This is a genomic window from Cellulomonas sp. P1_C4 (assembly GCF_056406355.1).
In genome coordinates, this window is the sequence record NZ_JBFUAI010000001.1 from 115,000 (window position 1) to 138,728 (window position 23,729).

21 protein-coding genes are annotated in these 23,729 nt (G+C 71.5%); 14 read left to right on the plus strand and 7 right to left on the minus strand.

The annotated features are described in order from the left end of the window. Positions 1 to 46: 46 nt before the first annotated feature. The 3 genes from AC1DYZ_RS00505 to AC1DYZ_RS00515 are packed head-to-tail and all read left to right on the plus strand — an operon-like array spanning position 47 to position 4,244. On the plus strand, positions 47 to 2,059 hold the full coding sequence (locus AC1DYZ_RS00505) for a beta-galactosidase (protein ID WP_477063271.1): 2,013 nt from the start codon (positions 47 to 49) through the stop codon (positions 2,057 to 2,059). Then, positions 2,056 to 3,561, plus strand: coding sequence for a GH39 family glycosyl hydrolase (locus AC1DYZ_RS00510; RefSeq protein ID WP_477063272.1), 1,506 nt, complete (start codon positions 2,056 to 2,058; stop codon positions 3,559 to 3,561). Before AC1DYZ_RS00505 ends, AC1DYZ_RS00510 begins: the two co-directional genes overlap by 4 nt. After that, positions 3,558 to 4,244 carry a glycosyl transferase gene (locus tag AC1DYZ_RS00515; protein WP_477063273.1) on the plus strand — a complete coding sequence of 229 codons (687 nt, stop codon included), beginning with the start codon at positions 3,558 to 3,560 and terminating at the stop codon, positions 4,242 to 4,244. The genes AC1DYZ_RS00510 and AC1DYZ_RS00515 overlap by 4 nt, the downstream gene beginning before the upstream one ends. Here AC1DYZ_RS00515 and AC1DYZ_RS00520 read toward each other — a convergent pair. From AC1DYZ_RS00520 to manD, 3 genes are read right to left on the minus strand one after another with little or no spacing between them, the layout of a single operon-like run. Further along, positions 4,234 to 5,232 (minus strand): NADP-dependent oxidoreductase, encoded by a 999-nt coding sequence (locus AC1DYZ_RS00520; RefSeq protein WP_477063274.1) that lies wholly within the window; start codon positions 5,230 to 5,232, stop codon positions 4,234 to 4,236. The two genes, AC1DYZ_RS00515 and AC1DYZ_RS00520, sit on opposite strands and share 11 nt — an antisense overlap. A 19-nt stretch (positions 5,233 to 5,251) precedes the next feature. Then, positions 5,252 to 7,396, minus strand: a complete 2,145-nt coding sequence (locus AC1DYZ_RS00525) for an alpha-glucuronidase (RefSeq protein WP_477063275.1) — start codon at positions 7,394 to 7,396, stop codon at positions 5,252 to 5,254. Beyond that, positions 7,393 to 8,655 carry a D-mannonate dehydratase ManD gene (manD, locus tag AC1DYZ_RS00530; RefSeq protein WP_477063276.1) on the minus strand — a complete coding sequence of 421 codons (1,263 nt, stop codon included), beginning with the start codon at positions 8,653 to 8,655 and terminating at the stop codon, positions 7,393 to 7,395. Before manD ends, AC1DYZ_RS00525 begins: the two co-directional genes overlap by 4 nt. 205 nt (positions 8,656 to 8,860) lie before the next feature. Here manD and AC1DYZ_RS00535 point away from each other — a divergent pair, with 205 nt between their 5' ends. Further along, entirely contained in the window at positions 8,861 to 9,865 is a 1,005-nt protein-coding gene (locus AC1DYZ_RS00535) for a LacI family DNA-binding transcriptional regulator (RefSeq protein WP_477063277.1), read from the plus strand. A gap of 24 nt (positions 9,866 to 9,889) precedes the next feature. Next, on the plus strand, positions 9,890 to 10,369 hold the full coding sequence (locus AC1DYZ_RS00540; RefSeq protein ID WP_477063278.1) for a nucleoside deaminase: 480 nt from the start codon (positions 9,890 to 9,892) through the stop codon (positions 10,367 to 10,369). Here AC1DYZ_RS00540 and AC1DYZ_RS00545 read toward each other — a convergent pair whose 3' ends face one another. Together AC1DYZ_RS00545 and recQ are read right to left on the minus strand one after the other, a co-directional pair. Further along, complete coding sequence (locus AC1DYZ_RS00545; protein WP_477063279.1) at positions 10,370 to 11,200, minus strand: hypothetical protein; 831 nt, start codon at positions 11,198 to 11,200, stop codon at positions 10,370 to 10,372. A gap of 40 nt (positions 11,201 to 11,240) precedes the next feature. Then, the gene (gene recQ / locus AC1DYZ_RS00550) at positions 11,241 to 13,244 is read right to left on the minus strand and encodes a DNA helicase RecQ (protein WP_477063280.1); all 2,004 of its coding nucleotides are present in this window, start codon (positions 13,242 to 13,244) and stop codon (positions 11,241 to 11,243) included. A gap of 191 nt (positions 13,245 to 13,435) precedes the next feature. Between recQ and AC1DYZ_RS00555 the strand changes: the two genes are divergently transcribed. Genes AC1DYZ_RS00555 through AC1DYZ_RS00570 form a run of 4 tightly spaced genes read left to right on the plus strand, consistent with a single transcriptional unit; the run spans position 13,436 to position 16,138 of the window. After that, complete coding sequence (locus tag AC1DYZ_RS00555; protein ID WP_477063281.1) at positions 13,436 to 14,242, plus strand: SDR family NAD(P)-dependent oxidoreductase; 807 nt, start codon at positions 13,436 to 13,438, stop codon at positions 14,240 to 14,242. Positions 14,243 to 14,278: 36 nt separating this feature from the next. Then, the gene (gene pyrE / locus AC1DYZ_RS00560; protein ID WP_477063282.1) at positions 14,279 to 14,854 is read left to right on the plus strand and encodes an orotate phosphoribosyltransferase; all 576 of its coding nucleotides are present in this window, start codon (positions 14,279 to 14,281) and stop codon (positions 14,852 to 14,854) included. A gap of 2 nt (positions 14,855 to 14,856) precedes the next feature. Then, the gene (locus tag AC1DYZ_RS00565) at positions 14,857 to 15,540 is read left to right on the plus strand and encodes a type III secretion system chaperone family protein (protein WP_477063283.1); all 684 of its coding nucleotides are present in this window, start codon (positions 14,857 to 14,859) and stop codon (positions 15,538 to 15,540) included. A gap of 28 nt (positions 15,541 to 15,568) precedes the next feature. Beyond that, a complete protein-coding gene (locus tag AC1DYZ_RS00570; protein ID WP_456845601.1) occupies positions 15,569 to 16,138 on the plus strand; it encodes a LemA family protein in 570 nt (189 codons plus the stop codon). Between the two features lie 13 nt (positions 16,139 to 16,151). On the opposite strand, the gene AC1DYZ_RS00575 is transcribed toward AC1DYZ_RS00570, so the two are convergent. After that, the gene (locus AC1DYZ_RS00575) at positions 16,152 to 16,937 is read right to left on the minus strand and encodes an HAD-IIA family hydrolase (protein WP_477063284.1); all 786 of its coding nucleotides are present in this window, start codon (positions 16,935 to 16,937) and stop codon (positions 16,152 to 16,154) included. After that, positions 16,934 to 17,683 carry a VTT domain-containing protein gene (locus tag AC1DYZ_RS00580; RefSeq protein ID WP_477063285.1) on the minus strand — a complete coding sequence of 250 codons (750 nt, stop codon included), beginning with the start codon at positions 17,681 to 17,683 and terminating at the stop codon, positions 16,934 to 16,936. The genes AC1DYZ_RS00575 and AC1DYZ_RS00580 overlap by 4 nt, the downstream gene beginning before the upstream one ends. 105 nt (positions 17,684 to 17,788) lie before the next feature. Here AC1DYZ_RS00580 and AC1DYZ_RS00585 point away from each other — a divergent pair, with 105 nt between their 5' ends. From AC1DYZ_RS00585 to arfA, 5 genes are all read left to right on the plus strand, one after another. Beyond that, on the plus strand, positions 17,789 to 18,790 hold the full coding sequence (locus AC1DYZ_RS00585; protein ID WP_477063286.1) for a LacI family DNA-binding transcriptional regulator: 1,002 nt from the start codon (positions 17,789 to 17,791) through the stop codon (positions 18,788 to 18,790). A gap of 132 nt (positions 18,791 to 18,922) precedes the next feature. After that, a complete protein-coding gene (locus AC1DYZ_RS00590; RefSeq protein ID WP_477063287.1) occupies positions 18,923 to 20,284 on the plus strand; it encodes an extracellular solute-binding protein in 1,362 nt (453 codons plus the stop codon). Positions 20,285 to 20,300: 16 nt separating this feature from the next. Then, the gene (locus AC1DYZ_RS00595) at positions 20,301 to 21,242 is read left to right on the plus strand and encodes a carbohydrate ABC transporter permease (RefSeq protein WP_477063288.1); all 942 of its coding nucleotides are present in this window, start codon (positions 20,301 to 20,303) and stop codon (positions 21,240 to 21,242) included. Beyond that, complete coding sequence (locus tag AC1DYZ_RS00600; RefSeq protein ID WP_477063289.1) at positions 21,242 to 22,162, plus strand: carbohydrate ABC transporter permease; 921 nt, start codon at positions 21,242 to 21,244, stop codon at positions 22,160 to 22,162. The genes AC1DYZ_RS00595 and AC1DYZ_RS00600 overlap by 1 nt, the downstream gene beginning before the upstream one ends. A 31-nt stretch (positions 22,163 to 22,193) precedes the next feature. After that, positions 22,194 to 23,729, plus strand: a complete 1,536-nt coding sequence (gene arfA, locus AC1DYZ_RS00605; protein WP_477063290.1) for an arabinosylfuranosidase ArfA — start codon at positions 22,194 to 22,196, stop codon at positions 23,727 to 23,729.

The following is a 23,729-nucleotide window of genomic DNA, read 5'->3' on the forward strand; positions in this document are numbered from 1 at the left end:
GCCGGCCCCGCATCCCGCGGGGCCGGCCGCTGTTCTTCGGAGATCCATGAACCAGATCCACTACGGCGGCGACTACAACCCCGAGCAGTGGCCGCGCGGGGTGTGGGACGACGACCACGCGGCCTTCGACCTCGCTGGCATCACGACCGTGACGCTCGGGGTGTTCGCCTGGGCGCACCTGCAGCCCGCCGAGGACCGGTACGACTTCTCGACCCTGGACGCCATGGTCGACCTCGCGACCGCGCAGGGCCGGAGCATCGTGCTCGCGACGCCCAGCGGGGCGATGCCGCCCTGGCTCGCGCGGGCCCATCCCGACGCCTGCCGGGTCGACTTCGAGGGCCGTCGGCACGTCTACGGCGGGCGGCACAACCACTGCCCGTCCTCGCCCGCGTTCCGCGAGCTGTCGGTCGAGCTGGCCGGCCGGCTCGCGCAGCGGTACGGCGAGAACCCGTCGATCGTCGCCTGGCACGTGGGCAACGAGTACGGCGGCGCCTGCTACTGCCCGCAGTGCGCGACGGCGTTCCGGGTCTGGCTGCGCGAGCGGTACGCGACGCTGGAGCGGCTCAACGACGCCTGGAACACCACGTTCTGGTCGCACACCTTCTCCGACTGGGACGAGGTCGAGCCGCCGACGGCCCTCTCCGAGCACTGGCGCGGCCCGAACCACACCGCGTTCCAGGGCATCACGCTGGACTACCGCCGGTTCATGTCCGACGCGCTGCTCGGCGGCTTCCTCGCCGAGAAGGCGGGCATCCGCGCGCACGTGCCGCAGACGCCGGTGACGACCAACTTCATGGGCCTCTACCAGCCCATCGACTACCACCGCTGGGCCGAGCATCTCGACCTGGCGACGTGGGACAACTACCCGCCCGAGGACACCTCGCCCGTCCGGACCGCGGCCCGGATGGCACTAGCGCACGGCGCGATGCGGGGGCTCCGCGGAGGCGCACCCTTCTGGGTCATGGAGCAGACGCCCTCGACCACGGCGAGCCGCGACGTCAACGCGGTGAAGCGCCCGGGCGTCCTGGCCCTGTGGACCTGGCAGTCCGTGGCGCACGGCGCCGACGCGACCCTGTTCTTCCAGCTGCGGCAGTCCCGCGGCGCCTGCGAGAAGTACCACGGCGCCGTGCTCGACCACGCGGGCCGCACCGACACCCGCGTCTTCCGCGAGGTCGCCGCGCTGGGTGCACAGCTCGCGGAGCTCGGCGACGCGACGCTCGGCGCCCGCACGCCGGCGCGCGTGGCGCTGCTGCTCGACTGGGACTCCTGGTGGGCCGTCGAGATGTCGGACGGCCCGAACCGGAACGTCCGATACCTCGACGTGCTGACCAGCTACCACCGGGCGCTGTGGGGGCTCAACGCGCTCGTCGACGTCGTCCCGATCACGGCGGACCTCGACGGGTACGACGTCGTCGTCGCGCCCCTGCTGCACATGGTCAAGGGCGACCTCGGGTCGCGGCTGGAGGCCGTCGTCGAGCGCGGCGGCTCGCTGCTCACCACCTTCCTGTCAGGCCGGGTCGACGAGGACGACAACGCGTTCCTCGCCGACGCCCCCGGCCCGCTGCGCGACCTGCTCGGCCTGCGGGTCGAGGAGACCGACGCCCAGCAGCCCTCCGTCGTCAACCCCGTCACGCTCGAGGGCGCGACGTACGAGGCCCGGCACGTGTTCGAGGTCGTGATCCCCGACCCCTCGACCGTCGTCGAGGCGACGTACGGCACCGACTTCTACGCCGGCACCCCCGCGGTCACGCGCGCGACCCGCGGCGACGGCGAGGCCTGGTACGTCGCCACGGCGCTCGACGACGCGGGCGTGGCGGCCGTCGTGCGGCGCGTCCTGGTCCGGCACGGGCTCGTGGGGCCGTTCGCCGACGTCGACGGCGTCGAGGTGGTCGACCGCGTCGCACCCGAGGGCGCCCGGTACACCTTCGTCCTGCACCACGGACCGTCGCCGGTCATCGTGACCTCCGAGGTCGCCGGCACCGACCTGCTCACCGGCCGTCGTGTCGAGCTGGGCGACCCCCTGACCCTCTCCCCGACCGAGGTGCTCGTCCTGTCATGAACCGCGTCCTCATCGGCACCGACCCCGTCGGACCCCTGCCCGACGCCTGGCGGCACTGCGTCGGTACCGGTCGGCTCAACCTCGCCCTGCGCGCCGACTACCAGGAGTCAGCCGCGCTGGTGCAGCGCGAGATCGGCTTCCGGTACATCCGCGGGCACGGCCTGCTCTCGGACGACATGGGCGTGCTGCGCGAGTCCCAGGGCGTCACGCGGTACACGTTCACGTACGTGGACCAGGTGGTCGACTCCTACCTGCGGATCGGCCTCAAGCCCTTCCTCGAGCTCGGGTTCATGCCGTCGGCCCTGGCCTCGGGCGACCAGACCGTCTTCTGGTGGAAGGGCAACGTCACGCCACCGCGCTCCCACGACGACTGGGCCGCGCTGGTCCGCGCCGTGCTGCGGCACCTGATCGACCGGTACGGGCTCGACGAAGTGCGCACCTGGCCGATCGAGGTGTGGAACGAGCCCAACCTCACCGCCTTCTGGCAGGGCGCCGACCAGGCCGCCTACTTCCGCATGTACGAGGCGACGGCCCGCGCGGTCAAGGACGTCGACGCGTGGTTGCAGGTGGGTGGCCCGGTCCTGTCTCCGGGGTCCGACGAGTGGTGGGCGCCTTTCGCCGACTTCGTCGCCACCCGCGACGTCCCCGTCGACTTCGTGAGCCGCCACGCGTACTCGTCGGGACCCGCCCAGCACGTGCCGTTCGGGGTCTACCAGACGTTCGACCCGCCGCAGTCCCTGCTCGACCAGTTCGACGCCCCGCGTCGGCACCTGGCGGGCACCGCGCTCGCGGGCCTGCCCGTGCACATCAGCGAGTTCAACACGTCGTACCGGCCCGACAACCCGATCCACGACACGGCCTGGAACGCCGCCTACCTGGCCCCCGTGCTGGCCGGCGGCGGGGACCTGGTCGACTCGTTCTCGTACTGGACGTTCTGCGACGTGTTCGAGGAGGAGAACATCCCGACCTCGCTGTTCCACGGCGGGTTCGGGCTGCTCACCCACCGCCAGGTGCGCAAGCCGACGTTCCACCTGTACGCGTTCATGGCCCGCCTGGGCTCCACCGTCCTGGCCCGGGGCGAGGACCACCTGGTGTGCCGCGACGACGACGGCCGCGTGACCGTCCTCGCCTGGCAGCCGCTCGGGGGTTCGGACGACGGTCCCTACGGCTCCGCGCCCGCTTCGCACACCGTGCGCCTGCGGGTCCCGGTCCCGTCGGGCGTCGCCGTCGTCCGGCGGTCCGTCAACGAGACCGAGGGCAATGCGTGGACCGCCTGGCGCGAGCTCGGCCGCCCGCGGAACCCGTCGGACCGCGTGCTCGACCTCCTGCACGACGCCTCGGCGCCGGCGGTCCGGCACTACTCGCTGGACGCCGTCGACGGACATGTCGACCTCGACCTGGTGCTCGGCCGGCACGAGGTGACCCTGGTCGAGCTGCTGCCCGTGATTCCCGACGACCATCCTGGACTGGACGACGGCCGGCTCCTCGGTGTGGTCGGATGACGGCCATGGCGGGCAAGAGCGACGACGAGATCGGCACGGGCCTGCTCCCGCGCTCGTCGGCGGCCGTGTACTGGTTCCTCGTGGTCGAGGTCCTGCTGCTGCTCACCAGCGCGCCGGGCCTGGTGCTCGTGCAGGTGCTGGACCGCGACGCGAGCAACATCCCGCTGTTCGCGCTGGCGTGCCTGCCGTTCGGGCCGTCGGTGGCGGCGGCCCTGTTCGCGTGGCGGGTGTTCGCGCGCGACCGCGACCTCTCGCCCGCCCGGCACTTCTGGCGCGGGTACCGGCTCGACGCGCTCGACGTGCTGCGCTGGTGGGTGCCGACGCTTCTCGTCCTGGCCATCGTCGCCGTCAACCTCACGCACCTGTCCGACGCGGGCTTCCCGCCGGTGCTCGGCGTCGTCCTCGGGGCGATCGCCGTGATGCTCGTGCTCTGGTCCGGCCACGCCCTCGTGCTCAGCGCGCTCTTCTCGTTCCGCACGCGAGACGTCGCCCGGCTCGGCGCGTACTTCGTCGCGGCGAAGCCTTTGGTCACGCTGGGGTTCGCGTCGGTGCTCGTGCTCGCCGCGGGCGTGGCGTACCTGTCCGACTGGCTTCTCGTCCTGCTGGTCGCCCCGCTGACCTACCTGTACGCGCGGACGGCCGTGCCGGTGGTCACCGTCGCCGAGCAGCGCTTCACAGCCTGACGACGGTCTTGCCAGTGGTCTCGCCGCGCATCATCGCCAGGAACGCATCGACTGCGTGGTCGAGGCCGTCGATCACGGTCTCGTCGTAGGCGATCTGGCCCGTGGTGAACCACTCGCGCATGTCCGCGAGGAACGCCGGGTAGTGCTGCGTGTGGAACCCGACGGTGAAGCCCTTGAGGGTCAGCCCCTGCTGGGTGATCCGCGCCATGTTGCGGGGCCCGGGCTGCGCCTGCTCGTCGTTGTAGCCGGAGATCGCGCCGCACACGGCCACGCGGCCGTCGCGCCTCAGGGTGCCGAGCGCCGCCTCGAGGTGGACCCCGCCGACGTTGTCGAAGTACACGTCGATCCCGTCCGGTGCCGCTGCCCGCAGCTGCCGGTAGACGTGGCCGTCCTTGTAGTTGAACGCGGCGTCGAACCCGTACTTCTCCTTCACGAGGGCGACCTTCTCGCTAGACCCCGCCGACCCGATCACGCGCGACGCGCCCTTGAGCCGCGCGATCTGCCCGACCATCGACCCGACCGCGCCCGCCGCCCCGGACACGAACACGACCTCGCCGGGCTTCATCTGCGCGATCTCCAGCAGCCCGAGGTGCGCCGTGAAGGCTGTCATCCCGAGCACCCCGAGGTACGCCGACAGCGGCACGCCGTCCTGCACCACGCGGAACCGGCTCGCGTCGCCCTGCGCGACGTCCCGCCAGCCGAGGTCGTGCGTGACCGCCGCGCCGACGGGCACCGTGTCCGAGGTCGACTCGACGACCCGGCCCACCGCGCCGCCGGTCATCGTCGCGCCCAGCGCGTACGGCGGCGTGTACGACTCGGCGTCGTTCATGCGGCCGCGCATGTAGGGGTCGACCGAGAGGAACTCGTTGGCCACGCGCACCTGGTCGGGCCCGAGGTCGGGCAGCTCGACGGCTACGGTGCGAAAGTCCTCCGGGACGGGCCACCCCTGCGGGCGGCGGACGAGCTGGACCTGGGTGCTGAGCGTCATGCCCCGAGTCTGGGCCAGGTCAGTAGATCGTGCGCCCCGTCGCGTCCGGGATCCCCGAGCGGCGGAAGAACGCGCTGCGCAGCTGGTCGCGCCACTCGCCGGCGCTGCGCCGCTGCTCGCCCAGCCGTTCGGTCACCCGGTCGAAGAGTGCGTCCGGCACCCGCCCCTTCGCCGATGCCCACGCCGAAGCCATGCGCACGACCTCGTCGTACCCGTCGGCGTGCGTGTCGTAGAGGTGCTGGATGACCGTCTTCCCGCTGTGCAGCACATGCGTGTACGGCACGTGGTGGAAGAACAGCAGCAGCTCGTCGGGGCAGGTCTCGAGCGACTCGTAGACGTCCCGCCACGGGGCCGCGTACTGGCCGGTGAAGCCGGTTCCGGTGGCGCGGGTGCGGTCGACGCCGATGCCGTCGCGGTCGGCGAAGTGGTACGTGCCCCACGGGGTGTACTCGTAGCCGTCGACGTCCGGGCCGTAGTGGTGGCCCGGCCGGACCATGAAGCCGACGCCGAGCGGCGCGGTGTACCTCTCGTAGGTGCGCCAGGAGTCGTCGAGCACGGCGTGTACCGCAGCGCGGACATCCGGGTCCTGGCCGAACGTGAGCCCGATCCACTCGTCGAGGATCGCGATCGGGTCGTCCTCACCCCACGCGAGCCGCGCGAACGCGTAGAGGTTGGCCTGCGCCAGCGGGTGACCGGTCCAGAACTCGTCGTCCCCGACGTTGGAGACCGCGACGAGCCCGCCGGCGGGCGGCACGGGGTCGTCCCCGCGGTGGATCGTGCCGCCGGGCAGCCCCGCCGCGACGTACCGCACCGATCGCCCGTCCTCGGCCACGGGGAAGTCGAGGATCTCCGCCCACTGCGGCCCTAGGTAGACGGCGTGCTTCTGCTGCCCGGTGTACTCCTGCGTCACCTGGAGCTCGACGGCCAGCCGGGTCCGCGGCATCGCGGCGATCACGGGGGAGACCGGCTCGCGCGCCTGGAAGTCCATCGGCCCGTACTTGACCTGCAGGACGACGTTGTCGTCGAACCGGCCGTCCAGCGGCGCGAAGTGGTCGTACGCGGCRCGCGCGCGGTCGGTGGACCGGTCGCGCCAGTCCTGGTGGTGGTCGTAGACGAACGCGCGCCAGAAGACCGTGCCACCGAACGGTGCCAGCGCCCTGGCCAGCAGGTTCGCGCCGTCGGCGTGGTCGCGGCCGTACGCGAACGGGCCGGGCTGCCCCTCGGAGTCGGCCTTCACGACGTACCCGCCGAAGTCGGGGATCCGCGCGTAGACCGCCCGGGTCGCGGACGCCCACCAGTCCTGCACGGCTGGGTCGAGCGGGTCCGCCGACGACAGCCCACCCACCGTGATCGGCGAGGCGAAGCTCACCGACAGGTACACGCGGATGCCGTGCGGCCGGAAGGCGTCGGCCAGCCGGGCGACGTCGTCGACGTGGTCCGTGAGCAGGCGGGCCTCGGCGGCGTGGACGTTGACGTTGTTCAGCCCGACGGCGTTGATCCCGACCGACGCGAGCAGCCGCGCGTACTGCGCGACCCGGGACAGGTCCTCGCGGACGCACCCGTCGGCGTAGAAGAGCGAGCAGCCCGCGTAGCCGCGCTCGACCTGGCCCATCACCGGGTGCACCACCGTGTTGTCCCAGTGGTCGAGCATCCGGATCGGGTTGACCGGAAGGTCCCACACGAAGTCGTCGGGTCCCGAGAAGGCCGCTTCCCCGCGACGAACCAGGGCGTGCAGCCCGTACAGGAGGCCGGCCGCGTCGGCCGACACGACGATCGTCCTGCCCCGGTGCCGCCCGAGGCCGAACATGCCGGGGTTGAGCACGCTGCTGCCCAGAGCGAGCAGGTCCTCGACGACGGCCTGCACGGCGGGGAGGTAGGGATCGATCCGCGGCGGGTAGCCAGGAGGTGGCGGCATGGTGGCCGACGCCGTCCCCACCTGGCCGGCGCTCCCGACGATCGCGAGCACCACGTCGCACGCGAGAGCGTCGTCGACGCTCACCGGAGCCGTCACCAGCTGCCCGCCGAACCGCTCTTCCGCCGCCGCGACCTCGGCGATCACCGTCTCCGCGACCGGCCCGTCGTCCGGCCCCACGGCGACGAGCACCCGCCGCGACCCGAGCGGGCGGAACGCCTCGTCGGGAAGCCACATCGGGTGGACGGTCACCAGTCGTGCACCGTGCCGTCCTTGAGCCGGTTGAACGGCAGGTACGCGGGCTGGTACGGGTAGCGCGCCGCGGCCTCGTCGTCGTAGGTGACCCCGAGGCCCGCCTCGGAACCCGGGTGCAGGTAGCCGTCGGTGAACGTGAACGACTGCCGGAACACCTCGTCGGTGCGAGACCCGTGCTGCATGTACTCCTGGATGCCGAAGTTGTGGATCGCGAGGTCGAGGTGCAGCGCGGCGGCCATGCCGACGGGTGAGATGTCCGTCGGCCCGTGGATGCCGGACTTGATCTGGTACTGCGCTGCGAAGTCGAGGATCTTGCGCAGCGCGGAGATGCCGCCGGTGTGCGTGACCGCCGACCGCACGTAGTCGATGAGCTGCTCGCGGACCAGCGTCTGGTAGTCCCACACGGTGTTGAACACCTCGCCGATGGCCAGCGGCGTCGTGGTGTGCTGCCGGACCAGCCGCAGTGCCTCCTGGTTCTCGGCCGGCGTGCAGTCCTCCAGCCAGAACAGGTCGTACGGCTCGAGGTCCTTGCCCAGCCGCGCCGCCTGGATCGGCGTCATCCGGTGGTGCCCGTCGTGCAGCAGCGGCAGCTCAGGCCCGAACTCGTTGCGGACGGCCTCGAACACGCCCGGGATGTGCCGCAGGTAGGCCCGCGTGTCCCAGTCCTCCTCGACGGGCAGGGGGACACGCTGCGCCGGCTCGTAGTCGTAGCGACCCGACGACGACGGCTGCGCCGCAACCCCGTACACGGCGTCGATGCCCGGCACGGCGGTCTGCACGCGGATGGAGCGGAAGCCCAGCTCCTGGTGGTGGCGGATCGAGTCGAACAGCTCGGGCAGGTCCCGGCCGCTCGCGTGCCCGTACGCCATGATCYCGTTCCGGCTCGCGCCGCCGAGCAGCTGGTACAGGGGCAGCCCCGCGACCTTGGCCTTGATGTCCCACAGCGCGACGTCGACCGCGGCGATCGCCGCCATGGTCACCGGCCCGCGCCGCCAGTACGCCGACCGGTAGAGGAACTGCCACGTGTCCTCGATGCGGTGCGCGTCGCGGCCGATGAGCAGCGGCACCACGTGGTCGGCGAGGTACGAGACCACGGACAGCTCGCGGCCGTTCAGCGTCGCGTCGCCAAGCCCGACCACCCCGTCCTCGGTGGTGATCCGCAGCGTGACGAAGTTCCGGTCCGGGCTGCTGACCAGCACCTCGGCGCTGCGGATCGCGCTGCCGGGCGCTGTCGGGTCCCCGTGGTCCGTGGGCATGAATGCTCCGTCCCGCCGACGACACCGTCGGCGATCGTTCCCGTCGCCGGCCACCTCGCCGGCACGTGCTGTGCAGTCCCACCGTAGGCGCGACCGGCGCGCGAGACAAACGTTTGCCCAGAGTTGCCAACCGAGGTCTTCCCGGCAACGATGGGAACGCGTCGGGCCGGTCGGTCCGGCGCTGCCCATCGCGCGACGAGGACCGATGACCAGGCCACCCACCCTCCGCGACGTCGCGGCCGCCAGCGGTGTGGCCATCTCGACGGCCTCCCGCGCGCTCACCAAGCCGGGCCGGGTCAACGAGCGCACCGCGTCCCGTGTCCGTGAGGCGGCCCGCGAGCTCGGGTACGCGCCGAGCCTGTCCGGCCGGGCGCTGAGCTCCGGCCGCACCGGCATGGTCGCGCTCGTCGTCCCCGACGTCACCAACCCGTACTTCTTCGGCATCGTCCGCGGCACCGCCGCGCGCCTGCGGGCCGACGGCTACATCCACGTGCTGGTCGACGCGGAGGAGTCGGTCGAGGCCGAGGAGCGCGCGCTGCGAGCGCTGCGCCCGACGGTCGACGGCGCCGTCCTCGCGGCCTCCCGCCTCGACGACGACCGCCTGGCCGCCTGGGCGGCGGACTTCCCGATGGTCACGGTCAACCGCCCGGTCGCCGACCAGTCGGGCGTGCTCGTCGACACCGCCGGCGGCTCCGGGCAGGCGCTGGCCCACCTGGCGTCCCTGGGCCACCGCCGCGTCGTCTACGCGGGCGGCCCCCGCGCGTCCTGGTCCGACCGCCGCCGCCGCGCCGTCCTGCGCACCGCCGCCAAGCGCCTCGGCGTCGAGGTGATCGGCCTCGGCCCGTTCGTCCCCCGCCGCGAGGACGGAGCCGCGGCCGCCGACGCGGTCCTGCACTCCGGCGCCACCGCGGTGCTCGCCTTCGACGACCTGCTCGCATTCGGCATCCTCGACCGCCTGGCCGAGCGCGGTGTCAACGTGCCCGGCGACCTCAGCGTCGTCGGCTGCGACGACGTCTTCGGCGCCGACCTGGTCCGCCCCGGCCTGACGACGATYGCCGCCCCGCTGGAGCGCGCCGGCCACGCGGCGGCCGACCTGCTCCTGGCCCGCCTGGCCCCCACCCACCCGGGCGGCACGGTCACGGTCGAGCTCCCGACCCACCTGGTCATCCGCGGCTCGACGGGTCAGGCGCCGCTGCGCGTCGTCCGCTGACATGCCGTCTGGCAGGCTGGGCGCGTGACGATCACCGAGACGGACCTGGTCCACCTGCGCCGCGCGGTAGATCTCGCGCGCGAGGCGCTCGACGACGGCGACGAGCCCTACGGCTCCGTCCTGGTCGACGCCGACGGCCGGGTCCGCTTCGAGGACCGGAACCGCGTCAAGGACGGCGACCAGACCCGTCACCCGGAGTTCGAGATCGCCCGGTGGTCGGCGAACCACCTCACGCCCGAGGAACGCGCGGCGGCGACCGTCTACACGTCAGGCGAGCACTGCCCGATGTGCGCCGCGGCCCATGCCTGGGTCGGCCTGGGTCGGATCGTCTACGTGACGTCGTCCGCGCAGACCGGCAGCTGGCTGGCCGAGTGGGGCGTCCCCCCTGCCGCGGTCGCCCCGCTCTCGATCCGCACCGTCGCGCCCGGCATCCCCGTCGAGGGGCCCGTCCCCGACCTGGTGGACGAGGTGCGCGAGCTCCAGCGCCGCCGGTTCGGGGCCTGATCAGGACACGTTGACCTGGTCGTCGAACCAGCCCAGCGAGTCGGTCTCGGCCACCTCCATCACCTCGAGGTCGGGCGCCGCGAGCAGGTCGTCGACCAGCGCCCGGGTCCCGCCGACAACCGTCGAGTCGAGGTCGACCTCGGTCGCGAGGCACCACGAACAGTCGTCGGGACAGAGGAGGTTCGGCGTCCGGAACCCCGGGGCGAACGGGTCGACGTCGGCCGCGGCCCGGCCGTCGGCGAGTGCCTCGAGATCGCGGGGGGCGGCGCGGAACAGGACGTAGGCGCGGTGCGGAAGCTCGAGCTTCGGGCCACGCAGGACCGCCGGCGCCAGCGCGTCGGGCGCGCGGGTCGGTGGGGGCGGTGTCGCGTCGGGGTCGTTGGACAACCACGCGACCACCTGCATCCCGCCCTCCCAGCCCGAACCCTCCCAGAACGCCGCGACCAGGTCCCCGTCGGTGTGCGGGGCCAGGACCCGGGACAGTGCTCGGAGCTGGGCGGGCGGGAGGGAGCCCTCGGCGGGATCGTCGCCAGGCCACTCGACGTCCGTGGCCGGGGCATCGCCGGCCACCCCGGGCTCCGGCGCGGGCCGCCCGGCGTGCACGTCCGAGCGGCGGGCCAACCGCCAGGCCTGGGCCGTGGGGTGCAGGACGCGCCCGGTCGTCGCGGCGACCTCCGCCCACGAGACCGGCGCGAAGTCGGCGTCGTACATCGGGTGCAGGACGCGCGCGTAGGCCTCGAAACCTCGCGGCACCAGCGAGCCGACGGTCGCGCCGAAGGGGCCCGGGCTCAGCCAGGCACCGACGCGCGGGTCGGACTCGTACCGGAACATGCGGTCCAGTGCACCAGAGCGGGTCCAGCGCTTTGCCGGGTCAGGCCGGCTCGCCGACTTCGGCCAGCGCCGCCAGGAGTCCCGGCCCGTGCCGCTCGAGCTTGGCCGCACCGATGCCGCTGATCCCGCCCAGCTGCTCCAGCGACGTCGGCCGCTGCGTCACCACCTCGCGCAGCGTCGCGTCGTGGAACACCACGTACGCGGGTACGCCCTGCTCCTTGGCGACCCCCGCGCGCCAGGCGCGCAGCACCTCGAACAGCTCGAGCGCGTCGTCGGACAGGTCTGCCGCGGCCGTCGGCCGGCCGGAGCGCGACCCGCGCGACCGCACGACCTTCTCGGTCTCGCGCCGCAGCCGCACCTCGCGGGCTCCGCGCAGCACCTCGGCGCTGTCCGGCGCAAGCCGCAGCGTCCCGTACCCGTCGGAGTCGACGCCGAGCAGCTCCATCGCCAGCAGCTGTCGGATGACCCCGCGCCACTCGCTGTCGGACACGTCCTTCCCGACGCCGAACGTCGAGAGCGACTGGTGCCCCAGCTGCGTCACCCGGGGCGTCTCCTTGCCCAGCAGGATGTCGACAAGGTGCCCCGCGCCGTACCGCTGCCCGCGCTGCTCCAGCCGCACGACCGTCGACAGCAGCTTCTGCGCGGCGACGGTCCCGTCCCACGACTCGGGCGGCGTGAGGCAGGTGTCGCAGTTGCCGCACGGCTCCGAGGGCTGGCCGAAGTAGTTGAGCAGCTGCACCCGGCGGCACGACACCGTCTCGCACAGCGCGAGCATCGCGTCGAGGTGCGCGGTCAGCCTCCGCTTGTGGGCGGCGTCGCCCTCGGAGGTGTCGATCATGCGGCGCTGCTGCACGACGTCGGCGAGGCCGTACGCGAGCCAGGCGGTCGACGGCAGCCCGTCGCGGCCCGCGCGGCCGGTCTCCTGGTAGTAGCCCTCGACGGACTTCGGGAGGTCGAGGTGCGCCACGAACCGTACGTCGGGCTTGTCGATGCCCATGCCGAACGCGATGGTCGCGACCATCACGATCCCGTCCTCGCGCAGGAACTTGCTCTGGTTGCGCGCGCGCACCTGCCGGTCGAGCCCTGCGTGGTAGGGCAGCGCCGGCACGCCGTGGTCGACCAGGAACTGCGCGGTCTGCTCGACCGAGTTCCGCGACAGGCAGTAGACGATCCCCGCGTCGCCCTCGTGCTCGGTGCGCAGGAGGTTGAGCAGCTGGTCGCGCGGCTTGTCCTTCGGTGCGATCCGGTACTGGATGTTGGGCCGGTCGAAGCTGGCGACGAAGTGCTTGGCGTCCCCGAGCTGCAGGCGCTGCGCGATCTCCGCGTGGGTCTGCTCGGTGGCCGTGGCGGTCAGGGCGATGCGGGGGACCTCGGGCCAGCGCTCGTGCAGCATCGACAGCTGCAGGTAGTCGGGCCGGAAGTCGTGCCCCCACTGGGACACGCAGTGCGCCTCGTCGATGGCGAACAGCGCGATGGTGCCGCGGTCCAGCAGCTCGATGGTCTCCCGCACGCGCAGGCGCTCGGGCGCGAGGTAGAGCAGGTCGAGCTCGCCCGCGAGGTAGGCGTCCTCGACCTTGCGGCGCTCGAACGACTGCTGCGTCGAGTTGAGGAACCCGGCGCGCACGCCCAGCGCCGACAGCGCGTCGACCTGGTCCTGCATGAGGGCGATCAGGGGCGACACGACGACGCCGGTGCCCTGCCGGACCAGCGCGGGCACCTGGTAGCAGAGGGACTTGCCGCCGCCGGTGGGCATGAGCACCAGCGCGTCGCCGCCACGGACGACGGTGTCGATGATCTCGGCCTGCTCGCCGCGGAAGGCGTCGTACCCCCACACGGTGTGCAGCACCTCGGCCGCCGCCGCCAGCGCGGCCTGCGGGTCGAGCTCCTGGGCCACCTCGCGCGGGATGTCGGGACGCGGGGGAGGCTCGGCACGACCGCCGCGGGCGGGCTCGTGCTCCGGCGGCGCGGCGTCGTAGAACGGGTCGAACGGCGGCTCCTCGTCGAGAGGCCAGTCCGGCACGTCGCCACCCCACCCGTCAGTCACGCGCACACCCTACGTGCCGCCACCGACGCCCGGGTCGCCCCGATCCACAGGCCCGCGGACGTCGTCGGACCCCGTGCCGACGTCGACCAAGCCCTGAGCGCCGCCACCAGCGTCGATGACGACACTCAGGGCTTGGTCGCCGGGCGCGCAGCGCGCGCGTGGGGGTGGGGCGGCTCCGTAGGGTGTTCCCCATGGCAACCGCACTCATCACCGGCGCGTCCGCCGGCCTCGGTCTGGAGTTCGCCTGGCAGCTGGCCACGGCCAAGCACGACGTCGTCCTCGTGGCGCGCAACGAGGAGCGCCTGACGCGACTCGCCAGGCAGCTCGAGGCGGCCGCGGGCATCCGCGCCGAGGTGCTCGTCGCCGACCTCTCCGTCCGCGCCGACGTCGAGCGCGTGGCCGACCGCCTGCGTGCCACCGAGCGCCCGATCGGCCTGTTGGTCAACAACGCTGGGCTGGCCCTGAACCAGCGGTTCGTCACGGGCGACCTCGAGACGGAGGAGTCCGCGCTCGAGGTCATGGTCACGGCGGTGCTGGTCCTGTCCCACGCCGCGGCCAGCGCGATGGTCGAGCGCGGCCGCGGCGCGATCCTCAACGTCGCGTCCGTCGCCGCCCTTCTCACGTCGGGCACCTACTCCGCGCACAAGGCCTGGGTCCGCGTGTTCACCGAGGGTCTTGCCGTCGAGCTGCGCGGCACCGGCGTGACCGCGACCGCCCTGAACCCCGGCTTCGTACACACCGAGTTCCACGAGCGCGGCGAGATCGACATGACCGCGTACCCCGAGATCGCGTGGCTGAACGCGGAGGACGTCGTGGCCACAGCCCTTGCCGATGTGCGTCGCGGGGCGGTGATCTCGACGCCGAGCCTGCGCTACCGCACGGCGTCGGCGCTCGCTCGCCTGGCCCCGCGCAGCGCCGTCCGCGCGTTCGGCCGCTACCGCCGGGCGTACCAGGGGCAGGAGACGGACCTCGTCATCGAGACCGCCACGACGGACTGAGCGGTCGGGGCGAGCCCGCCCGGTAGCCTGACCGCCGTGAGCACCGACCTCTCCCCGACGCCCCGCGAGCAGCTGCTCGAGCTCATCAAGACCCTCGCGGTCGTGCACGGGAAGGTCACGCTGTCGTCCGGCCGTGAGGCCGACTACTACGTCGACCTGCGCCGCGTCACGCTGCACCACCGCGCCGCGCCGCTCATCGGGCACCTGCTGCTCGACCGGCTGGAGGAGGTCGGGCTCGGCACGGCGGAGATCGACGCCGTCGGCGGCCTGACACTCGGGGCGGACCCCGTCGCGACGTCCCTGCTGCACGCCGCCGCCTCCCGCGGGCAGGACCTCGACGCGTTCGTCGTCCGCAAGGAGGCCAAGGCGCACGGCATGCAGCGCCGGATCGAGGGTCCGGACATCGTCGGCCGCAAGGTCGTCATCCTCGAGGACACGTCGACCACGGGCGGCTCGCCCATCGCCGCCGTCGAGGCCGCGCGCGAGGTGGGCGCTGAGGTGCTCGGCGTCGCGGTGATCGTCGACCGCGCCACGGGTGCGCAGGCCAAGATCGAGGCGCTCGGCGTGCCGTACCACTACCTGTTCAGCCTGTCGGACCTCGGCCTCGCCTGACCGTGAACGGCGTCCTGCTCGCCACCGTCGCCCTCGGCGTCGTCATCCTCGCCGTGCTCGCCTACATGATGCAGAAGAAGCGCCAGGAGGCGTTCCAGCAGTGGGCGCTGCGCAACCGCTGGACGTTCGAAGGGTCCGACCCCTCCCTGGTCCACCTCTCGGACGCCCAGCCGTTCGGGCAGGGCCGCAACAAGCGGGCCACCGAGGTGCTGCGCGGCGCCTTCGACGGTCACCAGGCCGTGTCCTTCACCTACGCGTGGACCACGGGCGACGAGAAGGACAAGACGAGCCACACCGCGCACGTGGTCGCGCTGGGGTTGCCGGCGTACCTGCCGACCGTCGAGGTGACCCGCGACGGGTTGGGCGCCAAGCTGGACAAGCTGTTCGGCGGCCAGGACATCCAGTTCGAGTCCGAGGCGTTCAACAGGGAGTTCCGCGTCACGGCGTCCGACCCGCAGGTCGGGCACGCGATCGTGCACCCGCGCCTCATGGAGCGGTTGCTGCGCGACGGCTCGGTCACGCCGTGGCGCATCGAGGGCACGTGGATCATCTCGTGGGAGCCCGGGTCATCGGCGCTGGAGAACCTGGCGACCCGGCTCGGCCTGCTCTCGGCGGTCGTCCGCTCGATCCCGCGGCACGTCTGGCTCGACCACGGATACGACCCCCTCGACGCTACGATCGGCTGACCTGACCGACCGCTGAGAGGCCTGCGCTGTGAGCACCGGTGTCATCGTCCTGATCGTCCTCGTCGTGATCGTCGTCATCGCGCTGATCTGGGCCGTCTCGACCTACAACGGCTTCATCCGGCTGCGGAACCTGGTCCAGGAGGCCTGGCGGCAGATCGACGTCGAGCTGCACCGCCGGCACGACCTGATCCCGAACCTCGTCGAGTCGGTCAAGGGCTACGCGGCCCACGAGAAGGGCGTGTTCGAGGAGGTCGCCCGCGCTCGTGCGGCCGCGATCGGCGCCGGGTCGGGCCCCGCCGAGCAGGCCGCCCAGGAGAACCAGCTGACTCAGGCGCTCGGCCGGCTCTTCGCCGTCGCCGAGGCATATCCGGTGCTGCGGGCCAGCGAGAACTTCCAGCAGCTGCAGGCCGAGCTCACCAACACCGAGGACCGCATCGCCGCGGGCCGCCGGTTCTACAACGCGAACGTCCGCGAGCTCAATACCAAGGTCGAGTCGTTCCCGTCCAACGTCATCGCGGGCGCGTTCCACATCGAGCGCGCCGAGTACTTCGAGGCCGACGAGCCCAGCGTGCGCGCGGCGCCCGAGGTCAGCTTCTGAGTCTGAGCGGGGCCTAGACCCGCTCGATCAGGTCCTGCACCGAGTCGAGGATCTCGGTGGGCCGGAACGGGAAGCTCTCGACGTCGGCCAGCCGGGTCGAGCCGGACAGCACGAGGAACGTCCGCAGCCCGGCCTCGATCCCGGAGACCACGTCGGTGTCCATCCGGTCGCCCACCATCACGGTGGTCTCCGAGTGTGCGTCGATGCGGTTGAGCGCGGACCGGATCATCATCGGGTTGGGCTTGCCGACGAAGTACGGCTGCCGCCCCGTCGCGGCGCTGATCATCGCCGCGACCGCGCCGGTGGCCGGCAGGTCGCCGTCGGCGGACGGGCCGGTCACGTCGGGGTTGGTCGCGATGAACCGCGCGCCGCCCTGGATCAGCCGGATGGCCTGCGTGATCGCCTCGAACGAGTAGGTCCGGGTCTCGCCGAGCACCACGAAGTCGGGCTGCGCGGCGGTCAGGGTGTACCCGGCCTCGTACAGCGCGGTGGTCAGCCCGGCCTCGCCGATGACGTACGCGGAGCCGTTGGGCATCTGGTCGATCAGGAACTGCGCCGTGGCCAGCGCGGAGGTCCAGATGGCGTCCTCGGGGACGTCGATGCCGGAGGCCGACAACCGGGCGCGCAGGTCGCGCGTGGTGAAGATCGAGTTGTTGGTGAGGATGAGGAACGGCCGGTCGTTGTCGCGCAGCGCACGGATGAACTCGGCGGCTCCGGGCAGCGCCGTGCCCTCGTGCACCAGGACGCCGTCCATGTCCGACAGCCAGGAGCGGATCTCCCGGGGGCCGTGGTGCGTCATGCGCCGAACGCCTTGCGCTCGACCTCGTCGCGCTCGGACTGCTCGTCGTAGCGCTCGTCGCGGCCGTCGTCCGCAGGGAGCCCGGCCTTCTCACGGCGGCGCTTGCGCCACACCTCGATGAGCACCGGGACGACCGAGATGAAGACGACGAGGACCAGCAGCACCTCGATGTTCTTGCTGATGAACTCGATGTTCCCGAGCAGGTAGCCCAGCATCGTCACGCCGCCCGCCCACAGGATGACGCCGATGGCGTTGAAGAGCGCGAAGTGCCGGTACGGCATCTTGCCGACCCCGGCGGCGACGGAGGCGTAGGTCCGCACGAACGGGATGAACTGCGCCACGATCAGCGTCCGGCCGCCGTACCTGTCGAAGTACGCGTAGGTCTCGTCGATGTACTTCTGCTTGAAGATCCGCGAGTCGGGCTTGCTGAACACCTTCGGTCCGAGCTTGCGCCCGATGAGGTAGCCGGTCTGGGTGCCGGCGTAGGCGGTGAGGATGAGGATCACCACCAGCTGCCAGATCGTGATGTCGATCTGCAGGTTGTCCTGCGCCACCAGGGCTCCGGCCGTGAACAGCAGCGAGTCGCCGGGCAGGATCGGGAACAGCAGGCCGACCTCGATGAAGACGATCGCCATGATGCCGAGGAGCACCCAGGTACCGAACGAGTCGATCAGGTGCTGCGGGTCGAGGAAGTCGGGGCCCAGGGCCACGACCGGTCCGGCGGCCGAGAGTGCGGTCGTCATCATGGGCGCCAGCCTACGGGGCCGTGCGTGGGCGGCCTGTGACGAGAACGCAGCCGAATGTGGGGACCCTGTGCACCCCCTTATCGACAGATGCTGAACAATGGCGCCGTGCGCGCCACAGTGAAGGACGTCGCCGCTCGGGCGGGCGTGTCGCCCAAGACCGTCTCCAACGTGATCAACGGAGTCGTGTTCGTGCGCCCGGAGACGCGCGAGCGGGTCGAGCGGGCGCTCGCCGAGCTCGACTACGTCCCGAACCTCGGCGCCCGCGGCCTGCGCAACGGGCGCTACGGCCTGATCGCGCTCGCCCTGCCCGACCTGTCGACGGCGTACTCGGCCGAGCTGGCGCACCACTTCGTCGAGGAAGGCCACGCGCGGGGCTGGTCGGTCCAGATCGAGGAGACGGCCGCGGAGCCCGAACGCGAGCGCGAGCTGCTGTCCCGGGCGCGGTCGCACCTGGTCGAAGGCCTCGTGCTCAACCCCGTGTCGCTCGAGGACTCGGCCGTCCCCGTGGTCGCGGGTCCGCTGCCGCCCACTGTGCTCATCGGTGAGGTCGTCCAGGACCGGGCGGACCACGTGGGTGTGGACAGCGTGCGTGCCGCGCAGGACATGACCGAGCACCTGCTGGCGACGGGCCGGCGCCGCATCGCGGTGGTCGGGCCGCCGGGTCCGATCGAGAACGCGGCGGCGCGGCAGCGCACGGACGGGTACCGGCTCGCGCTCGCGGAGGCCGGGATCGCCCACGACCCGTCGCTCGAGATCCCCACGGAGACCTGGACCACGGACGAAGCCGTGGTCGCGACGCGCCATTTCCTTGCGGTGCACGACATTCCTGACGCGTTCTTCGCTTTCACGGATTCCATGGCTTTCGGGGTGCTCAGCGTCCTGTGGGAGCGGGGGTTGCGGGTTCCGCAGGACGTCGCCGTCGCGGGGTTCGACGACCTCGTGGGGTCCCGGTACGCGGTCCCGCCGCTGACGACGGTGGCCTTCGACCTGCGCGCCTACGCCACCACCGCGCTCGACCTGCTGAGCGACCGCATCGACGACCCCGGCCGCGCCGCGCGGCAGCTCGTCATCCCCCACCGCCTGGTGGTCCGCGCCAGCACGCGCTGAGGTCACGACACGCCTGACTCATGTCGCGTGTCCGTGTTGCCAAACCCATTTCAACGATGTAATGCTACGAATCGGGCACGGTAATGACGCCGGACCTGCACAGGAAGTTGTGTCTCACGAAGGAGTGAGGGCATGGCACTGCACCATCGGCCGCGCACGCTCGCGGTACCACCCCCGCCCGGACAGGGCCTCACGCGCCGCCAGATGCTGGTCGGCTCCCTCGCGGCCGTCGGCGGCGTCGCTGCCATCGGATCGCTGGCCGGGTGTGCCCCGGGCGCCTCGGCGGCGGACGGCGTCCGGAACCTCGACTACTGGCATCTGCTCAGCGGCGGCGACGGCATCAACATGGCGGGGCTCGTCGACGACGTCAACGCCTTGGACCACGGCTACAAGGCCATCCAGACCGTGCTGGCCTGGGGGGCGCCGTACTACACCAAGCTGGCGATGGCGAGCGTCGGCGGCCGCGCCCCCGACACCGCGATCATGCACGCATCACGCGTCGCCGGGTACGCACCGGGCGGGCTGCTCGACCCGTGGGACCTCGACCTGCTGGCCGAGAACGGCGTGGAGGAGTCCGACTTCCTCGACCGCGTGTGGGCCAAGGGCGGGCTGAACGGGAAGCAGTACTCCATCGCCCTCGACTCGCACCCGTTCATCATGATGTACAACCTGGACGTGGCCGAGAAGGCCGGCGTGCTGGGCTCCGACGGCCAGCTGGCCAAGATCGACAGTCCCGACCAGTTCCTCGAGGTCGCCCGGGCCATGCAGGGCGTGACCGGCAAGCACGGACTGTCCTACGGCTACCTCGGCGACGGTGCCCAGATGTGGCGGCTGTTCTACACGCTCTACAAGCAGCACGACGCCGACTTCGACTTGTCCGGCCCGCGGGCCGAGGTCGACCAGGACGCCGCGGTCTCGTCGCTCGAGTTCATCCAGCAGCTGCTGGACGACACGATCTGCACCCCGAGCGGCGACTACGGCACCGCCGTCTCCGAGTTCATGTCGGGGGAGAGCGGCCTGTTCTTCACCGGTGTGTGGGAGCTGCCGACCGCCAAGAGCTCCGGCCTCAACTTCGACGCCCAGCCGATCCCGACCCTGTTCGGCACGCCGGCGGCCTACGCCGACTCGCACGCGTTCACGCTCCCGCACCAGTCGAGCCCGAACGAGGACCAGCGGCGCGCGACGTACCGGTTCGTGTCCGACATCCTCTCCAACTCGCTGGCGTGGGCCGAGGCCGGGCACATCCCAGCCTTCCAGCCGGTCGTGAAGAGCTCCGAGTACCAGGCGCTGATCCCGCAGGCGCACTACGCACCGGCCGCCGAGATCCTCAACTACGACCCGGAGGCGTGGTTCACGGGGTCGGGCAGCGACTTCCAGAACAAGTTCGCCGAGACCGTCCAGAACGTCTACCTCCAGGGCGCGGACCCGGCGGAGGGCTTCAACGCCTTCGTCCGTCGCGTCAACGTCCAGCTCTCCAAGCCGAACCCCGTCTGAGCGGAAGGAGTCGAACATGTCCACCGCAGCCCTCAGCGCCGCCGCCAGCACGCGCGTAGACGCGGACCAGGTCCGGGCCGGCGAGCGCTCGGCGCGTAACCGGAACAACCGCATCGGCTGGGCGTTCGTGGCGCCCTTCGTCATCGTCTTCGGGATGTTTCTCATCTGGCCGCTGATCCACGGCTTCTACCTCAGCTTCACCGGCGAGAGCATCACGGGCGCGAACGGCGAGCTCATCGGCTTCGCCAACTACGCCGAGGCGCTGCGCGACCCGATCATGTGGCGCTCGCTGCTCAACACCCTGTGGTTCACGGTGCTGTCGACGATCCCGCTCGTCATCGTCGCGCTCGTCCTCGCTCTTCTCGTGCACCAGGGGCTGCCTGGCCAGTGGCTGTGGCGGCTCTCGTTCTTCATGCCGTTCCTGCTCGCGTCGACCGTCGCCGCGCAGATCTGGATCTGGATGTACAACCCTCAGCTCGGGCTCGTGAACTACCTGCTCGGCGTCGTCGGGGTCGATCCGGTGGCGTGGCTGCAAGATCCGACGTGGGCGATGTTCGCCGTCGTCGTCATGACGACGTGGTGGACGGTGGGCTTCAACTTCCTGCTCTACCTGACCGCCCTGCAGAACATCCCGGAGCAGCAGTACGAGGCGTCCGCGCTGGACGGGGCCGGGCGATGGCGCCAGCTGCGGTCGATCACCATCCCGCAGCTGGGTCAGGTCACCGTGCTCATCGCGATGCTGCAGATCCTGGCCTCGCTCAAGGTCTTCGACCAGATCTACGTCATGACCCAAGGCGGCCCCGCCGGCGTCACCCGGCCGGTCGTCATGTACATCTTCGAGACCGGGTTCACCGGCTACCGGTTCGGGTACGCGTCGGCCATCGCGTACATCTTCTTCGCCCTCATCGTCATCATCTCGGTCGGCCAGGTCCGACTGACGTCCCGCAGGAGCGCCTGATGACCGCCATCGCCACCGAGCCCACCACGCAGCGCCCGGTCCACCACCCCCGCGGCAGGTTCGCCGAGCGCGCCGGCCTGCGGATCGGTGAACGCTTCGCCAGCCCCGGCCGCATCGGCGCGCTCGTCGCCCTCGTCGTGCTCGCCGTGCTCTGGCTCCTGCCGTTCCTGTGGGCCCTCGTCACCTCGTTCAAGACCGAGACGGACGCGGCGGCGACGCCCGTGTCGTTCTTCCCGAAGAGCGGCTTCACCACCGACGCCTACTCGAGCGTGCTGAAAGCGGGGAACATCCCGCTCTGGACCTGGAACAGCCTGGTGACGGCCACCGCGATCACGATCATCACGCTCGTGGTGTCGGCGCTGGCCGCCTACGGCTTCTCGCGGCTCGACTTCGCCGGCAGGCGCTGGCTGTTCTGGGGGATGATCGCGTCGATCATCATCCCGCCGCAGGTGCTCATCGTCCCGCTGTTCTACGAGATGCTCACGCTCAACCTCGTCGACACCTACTGGGCGATCATCCTGCCCCAGGTGGTCGCGCCGGCGATGGTGTTCATCCTCAAGAAGTTCTTCGACCAGGTGCCCATTGAGCTCGAGGACGCCGCCCGGATCGACGGTGCCGGGCGCCTGCGGGTGTTCTGGTCGATCGTGCTGCCCCTGTCGCGGCCGATCCTCGCGGCCGTCTCGATCTTCGTGTTCATCGGGGCGTGGAACAACTTCCTGTGGCCGTTCATCGCCACCAGCGACTCGTCGCTCATGACCATGCCCGTCGGGCTGCAGACCGTGAAGAGCGCCTACGGCCTGCAGTACGCGCAGGTCATGGCGTCGGCCGTGCTGGCGGCGGTCCCGCTGATCGTCGTCTTCCTGTTCTTCCAGCGCCAGATCATCAAGGGTTTCGCCACGACCGGCTTCGGCGGCCAGTAAGCACCCTCGTCCGAGAACTGCAAGGAGACTCATGTCCCGCGCACGTGTCACGCTCGACCGCGACTTCGTCGTCGGCGAGGTCCCCCGGCGGATCTTCGGGTCGTTCGTCGAGCACATGGGCCGGTGCGTCTACACCGGCATCTACGAGCCCGGCCACGCCGCGGCCGACGAGCAGGGCTTCCGCCGCGACGTCCTGGACCTGGTCAAGGAGCTGGGCGCCACCGTCATCCGCTACCCCGGCGGCAACTTCGTCTCCGGGTACGCGTGGGAGGACGGCGTCGGCCCCGACAGGCCGCGTCGTCTGGACGGCGCCTGGCACACGGTAGAGACGAACGCGTTCGGCCTGCACGAGTTCGTCGACTGGTCGCGGGTGGCGGGCGTCGAGATCATGGAGGCCGTCAACCTCGGCACCCGTGGCGTCGAGGAGGCCCGCGCGCTCGTCGAGTACGCCAACCACCCCGGCGGCACCGAGCTGTCGGACCGGCGGCGCAAGAACGGCCACGACGACCCGTTCAACATCAGGCTGTGGTGCCTGGGCAACGAGATGGACGGCCCGTGGCAGATGGGCGCCAAGACCGCCGACGAGTACGGCCGGCTCGCGGTCGAGGCGGCCAAGGCCATGCGGCTGGTGGACCCCAGCATCGAGCTGGTCGCCTGCGGCTCGTCGGGCTCGGGMATGCCGACGTTCGGCGCGTGGGAGCAGACGGTGCTCGGGCACACCTACGACCAGGTCGACTACGTCTCGCTGCACGCCTACTACCAGGAGCTCGAGGGCGACCACGCGAGCTTCCTGGCCAGCGCGGTCGACATGGACTACTTCATCGAGTCGGTGGTCTCCACCGCCGACGCCGTCCGGGCGAAGGGCAAGCACAAGAAGCACATCAACCTCTCGTTCGACGAGTGGAACGTCTGGTACCAGAGCGGTCGGGACACCGAGGACCAGCCGCACGTCATCGAGAAGGCCGGCGTGTGGAAGGAGCATCCGCGGATCATCGAGGACGAGTACTCGGTGACCGACGCGGTGGTCGTCGGCACCCTGCTCAACTCGCTGCTGCGCCACGGCGACCGCGTGCAGATCGCCAACCAGGCCCAGCTGGTCAACGTCATCGCGCCCATCCGGTCCGAGGAGGGCGGGCCGGCGTGGCGGCAGTCGATCTTCTGGCCGTTCGCCCGCACGGCGGCCCTGGCACGCGGGGTCGTCCTGCGAACCGCGGTCACCTCCGACCGGTACGAGACGACGAAGTTCGACGACGTGGACCTGGTCGACGTCTCGGCCACGTGGGACGAGGAGAACGGGCGGGTCGCGCTCTTCCTGGCTCACCGGGGTCTCGACGAGGAGGCCGAGGTCGCGGTCGACCTGCGCGGCTGGGCAGCCGGCCGCGTCACACGCGCCGAGGTACTGACCACGCCCGACGGCGGTGACCGGCACACGTCGAACACCGCGGACGCGCAGGACCGCGTCGGCCTGGTGCGGCTCGACGGCGTGCAGGCCGACGACGGCACCGTGAGCCTGCGGCTGCCGCCCCTGAGCTGGGCGGTCGTGGAGCTGGAGGTCACGCTGGCCTGA

Bases quoted from the DNA above. Each gene is read 5' to 3' on its own strand.
- AC1DYZ_RS00505 (WP_477063271.1), top strand. From the start codon at position 47: ATGAACCAGATCCACTACGGCGGCGACTACAACCCCGAGCAGTGGCCG.
- AC1DYZ_RS00510 (WP_477063272.1), top strand. From the start codon at position 2,056: ATGAACCGCGTCCTCATCGGCACCGACCCCGTCGGACCCCTGCCCGAC.
- AC1DYZ_RS00515 (WP_477063273.1), top strand. From the start codon at position 3,558: ATGACGGCCATGGCGGGCAAGAGCGACGACGAGATCGGCACGGGCCTG.
- AC1DYZ_RS00520 (WP_477063274.1), bottom strand. From the start codon at position 5,232: ATGACGCTCAGCACCCAGGTCCAGCTCGTCCGCCGCCCGCAGGGGTGG.
- AC1DYZ_RS00545 (WP_477063279.1), bottom strand. From the start codon at position 11,200: ATGTTCCGGTACGAGTCCGACCCGCGCGTCGGTGCCTGGCTGAGCCCG.
- AC1DYZ_RS00555 (WP_477063281.1), top strand. From the start codon at position 13,436: ATGGCAACCGCACTCATCACCGGCGCGTCCGCCGGCCTCGGTCTGGAG.
- AC1DYZ_RS00575 (WP_477063284.1), bottom strand. From the start codon at position 16,937: ATGACGCACCACGGCCCCCGGGAGATCCGCTCCTGGCTGTCGGACATG.
- AC1DYZ_RS00580 (WP_477063285.1), bottom strand. From the start codon at position 17,683: ATGATGACGACCGCACTCTCGGCCGCCGGACCGGTCGTGGCCCTGGGC.
- AC1DYZ_RS00590 (WP_477063287.1), top strand. From the start codon at position 18,923: ATGGCACTGCACCATCGGCCGCGCACGCTCGCGGTACCACCCCCGCCC.
- AC1DYZ_RS00595 (WP_477063288.1), top strand. From the start codon at position 20,301: ATGTCCACCGCAGCCCTCAGCGCCGCCGCCAGCACGCGCGTAGACGCG.
- AC1DYZ_RS00600 (WP_477063289.1), top strand. From the start codon at position 21,242: ATGACCGCCATCGCCACCGAGCCCACCACGCAGCGCCCGGTCCACCAC.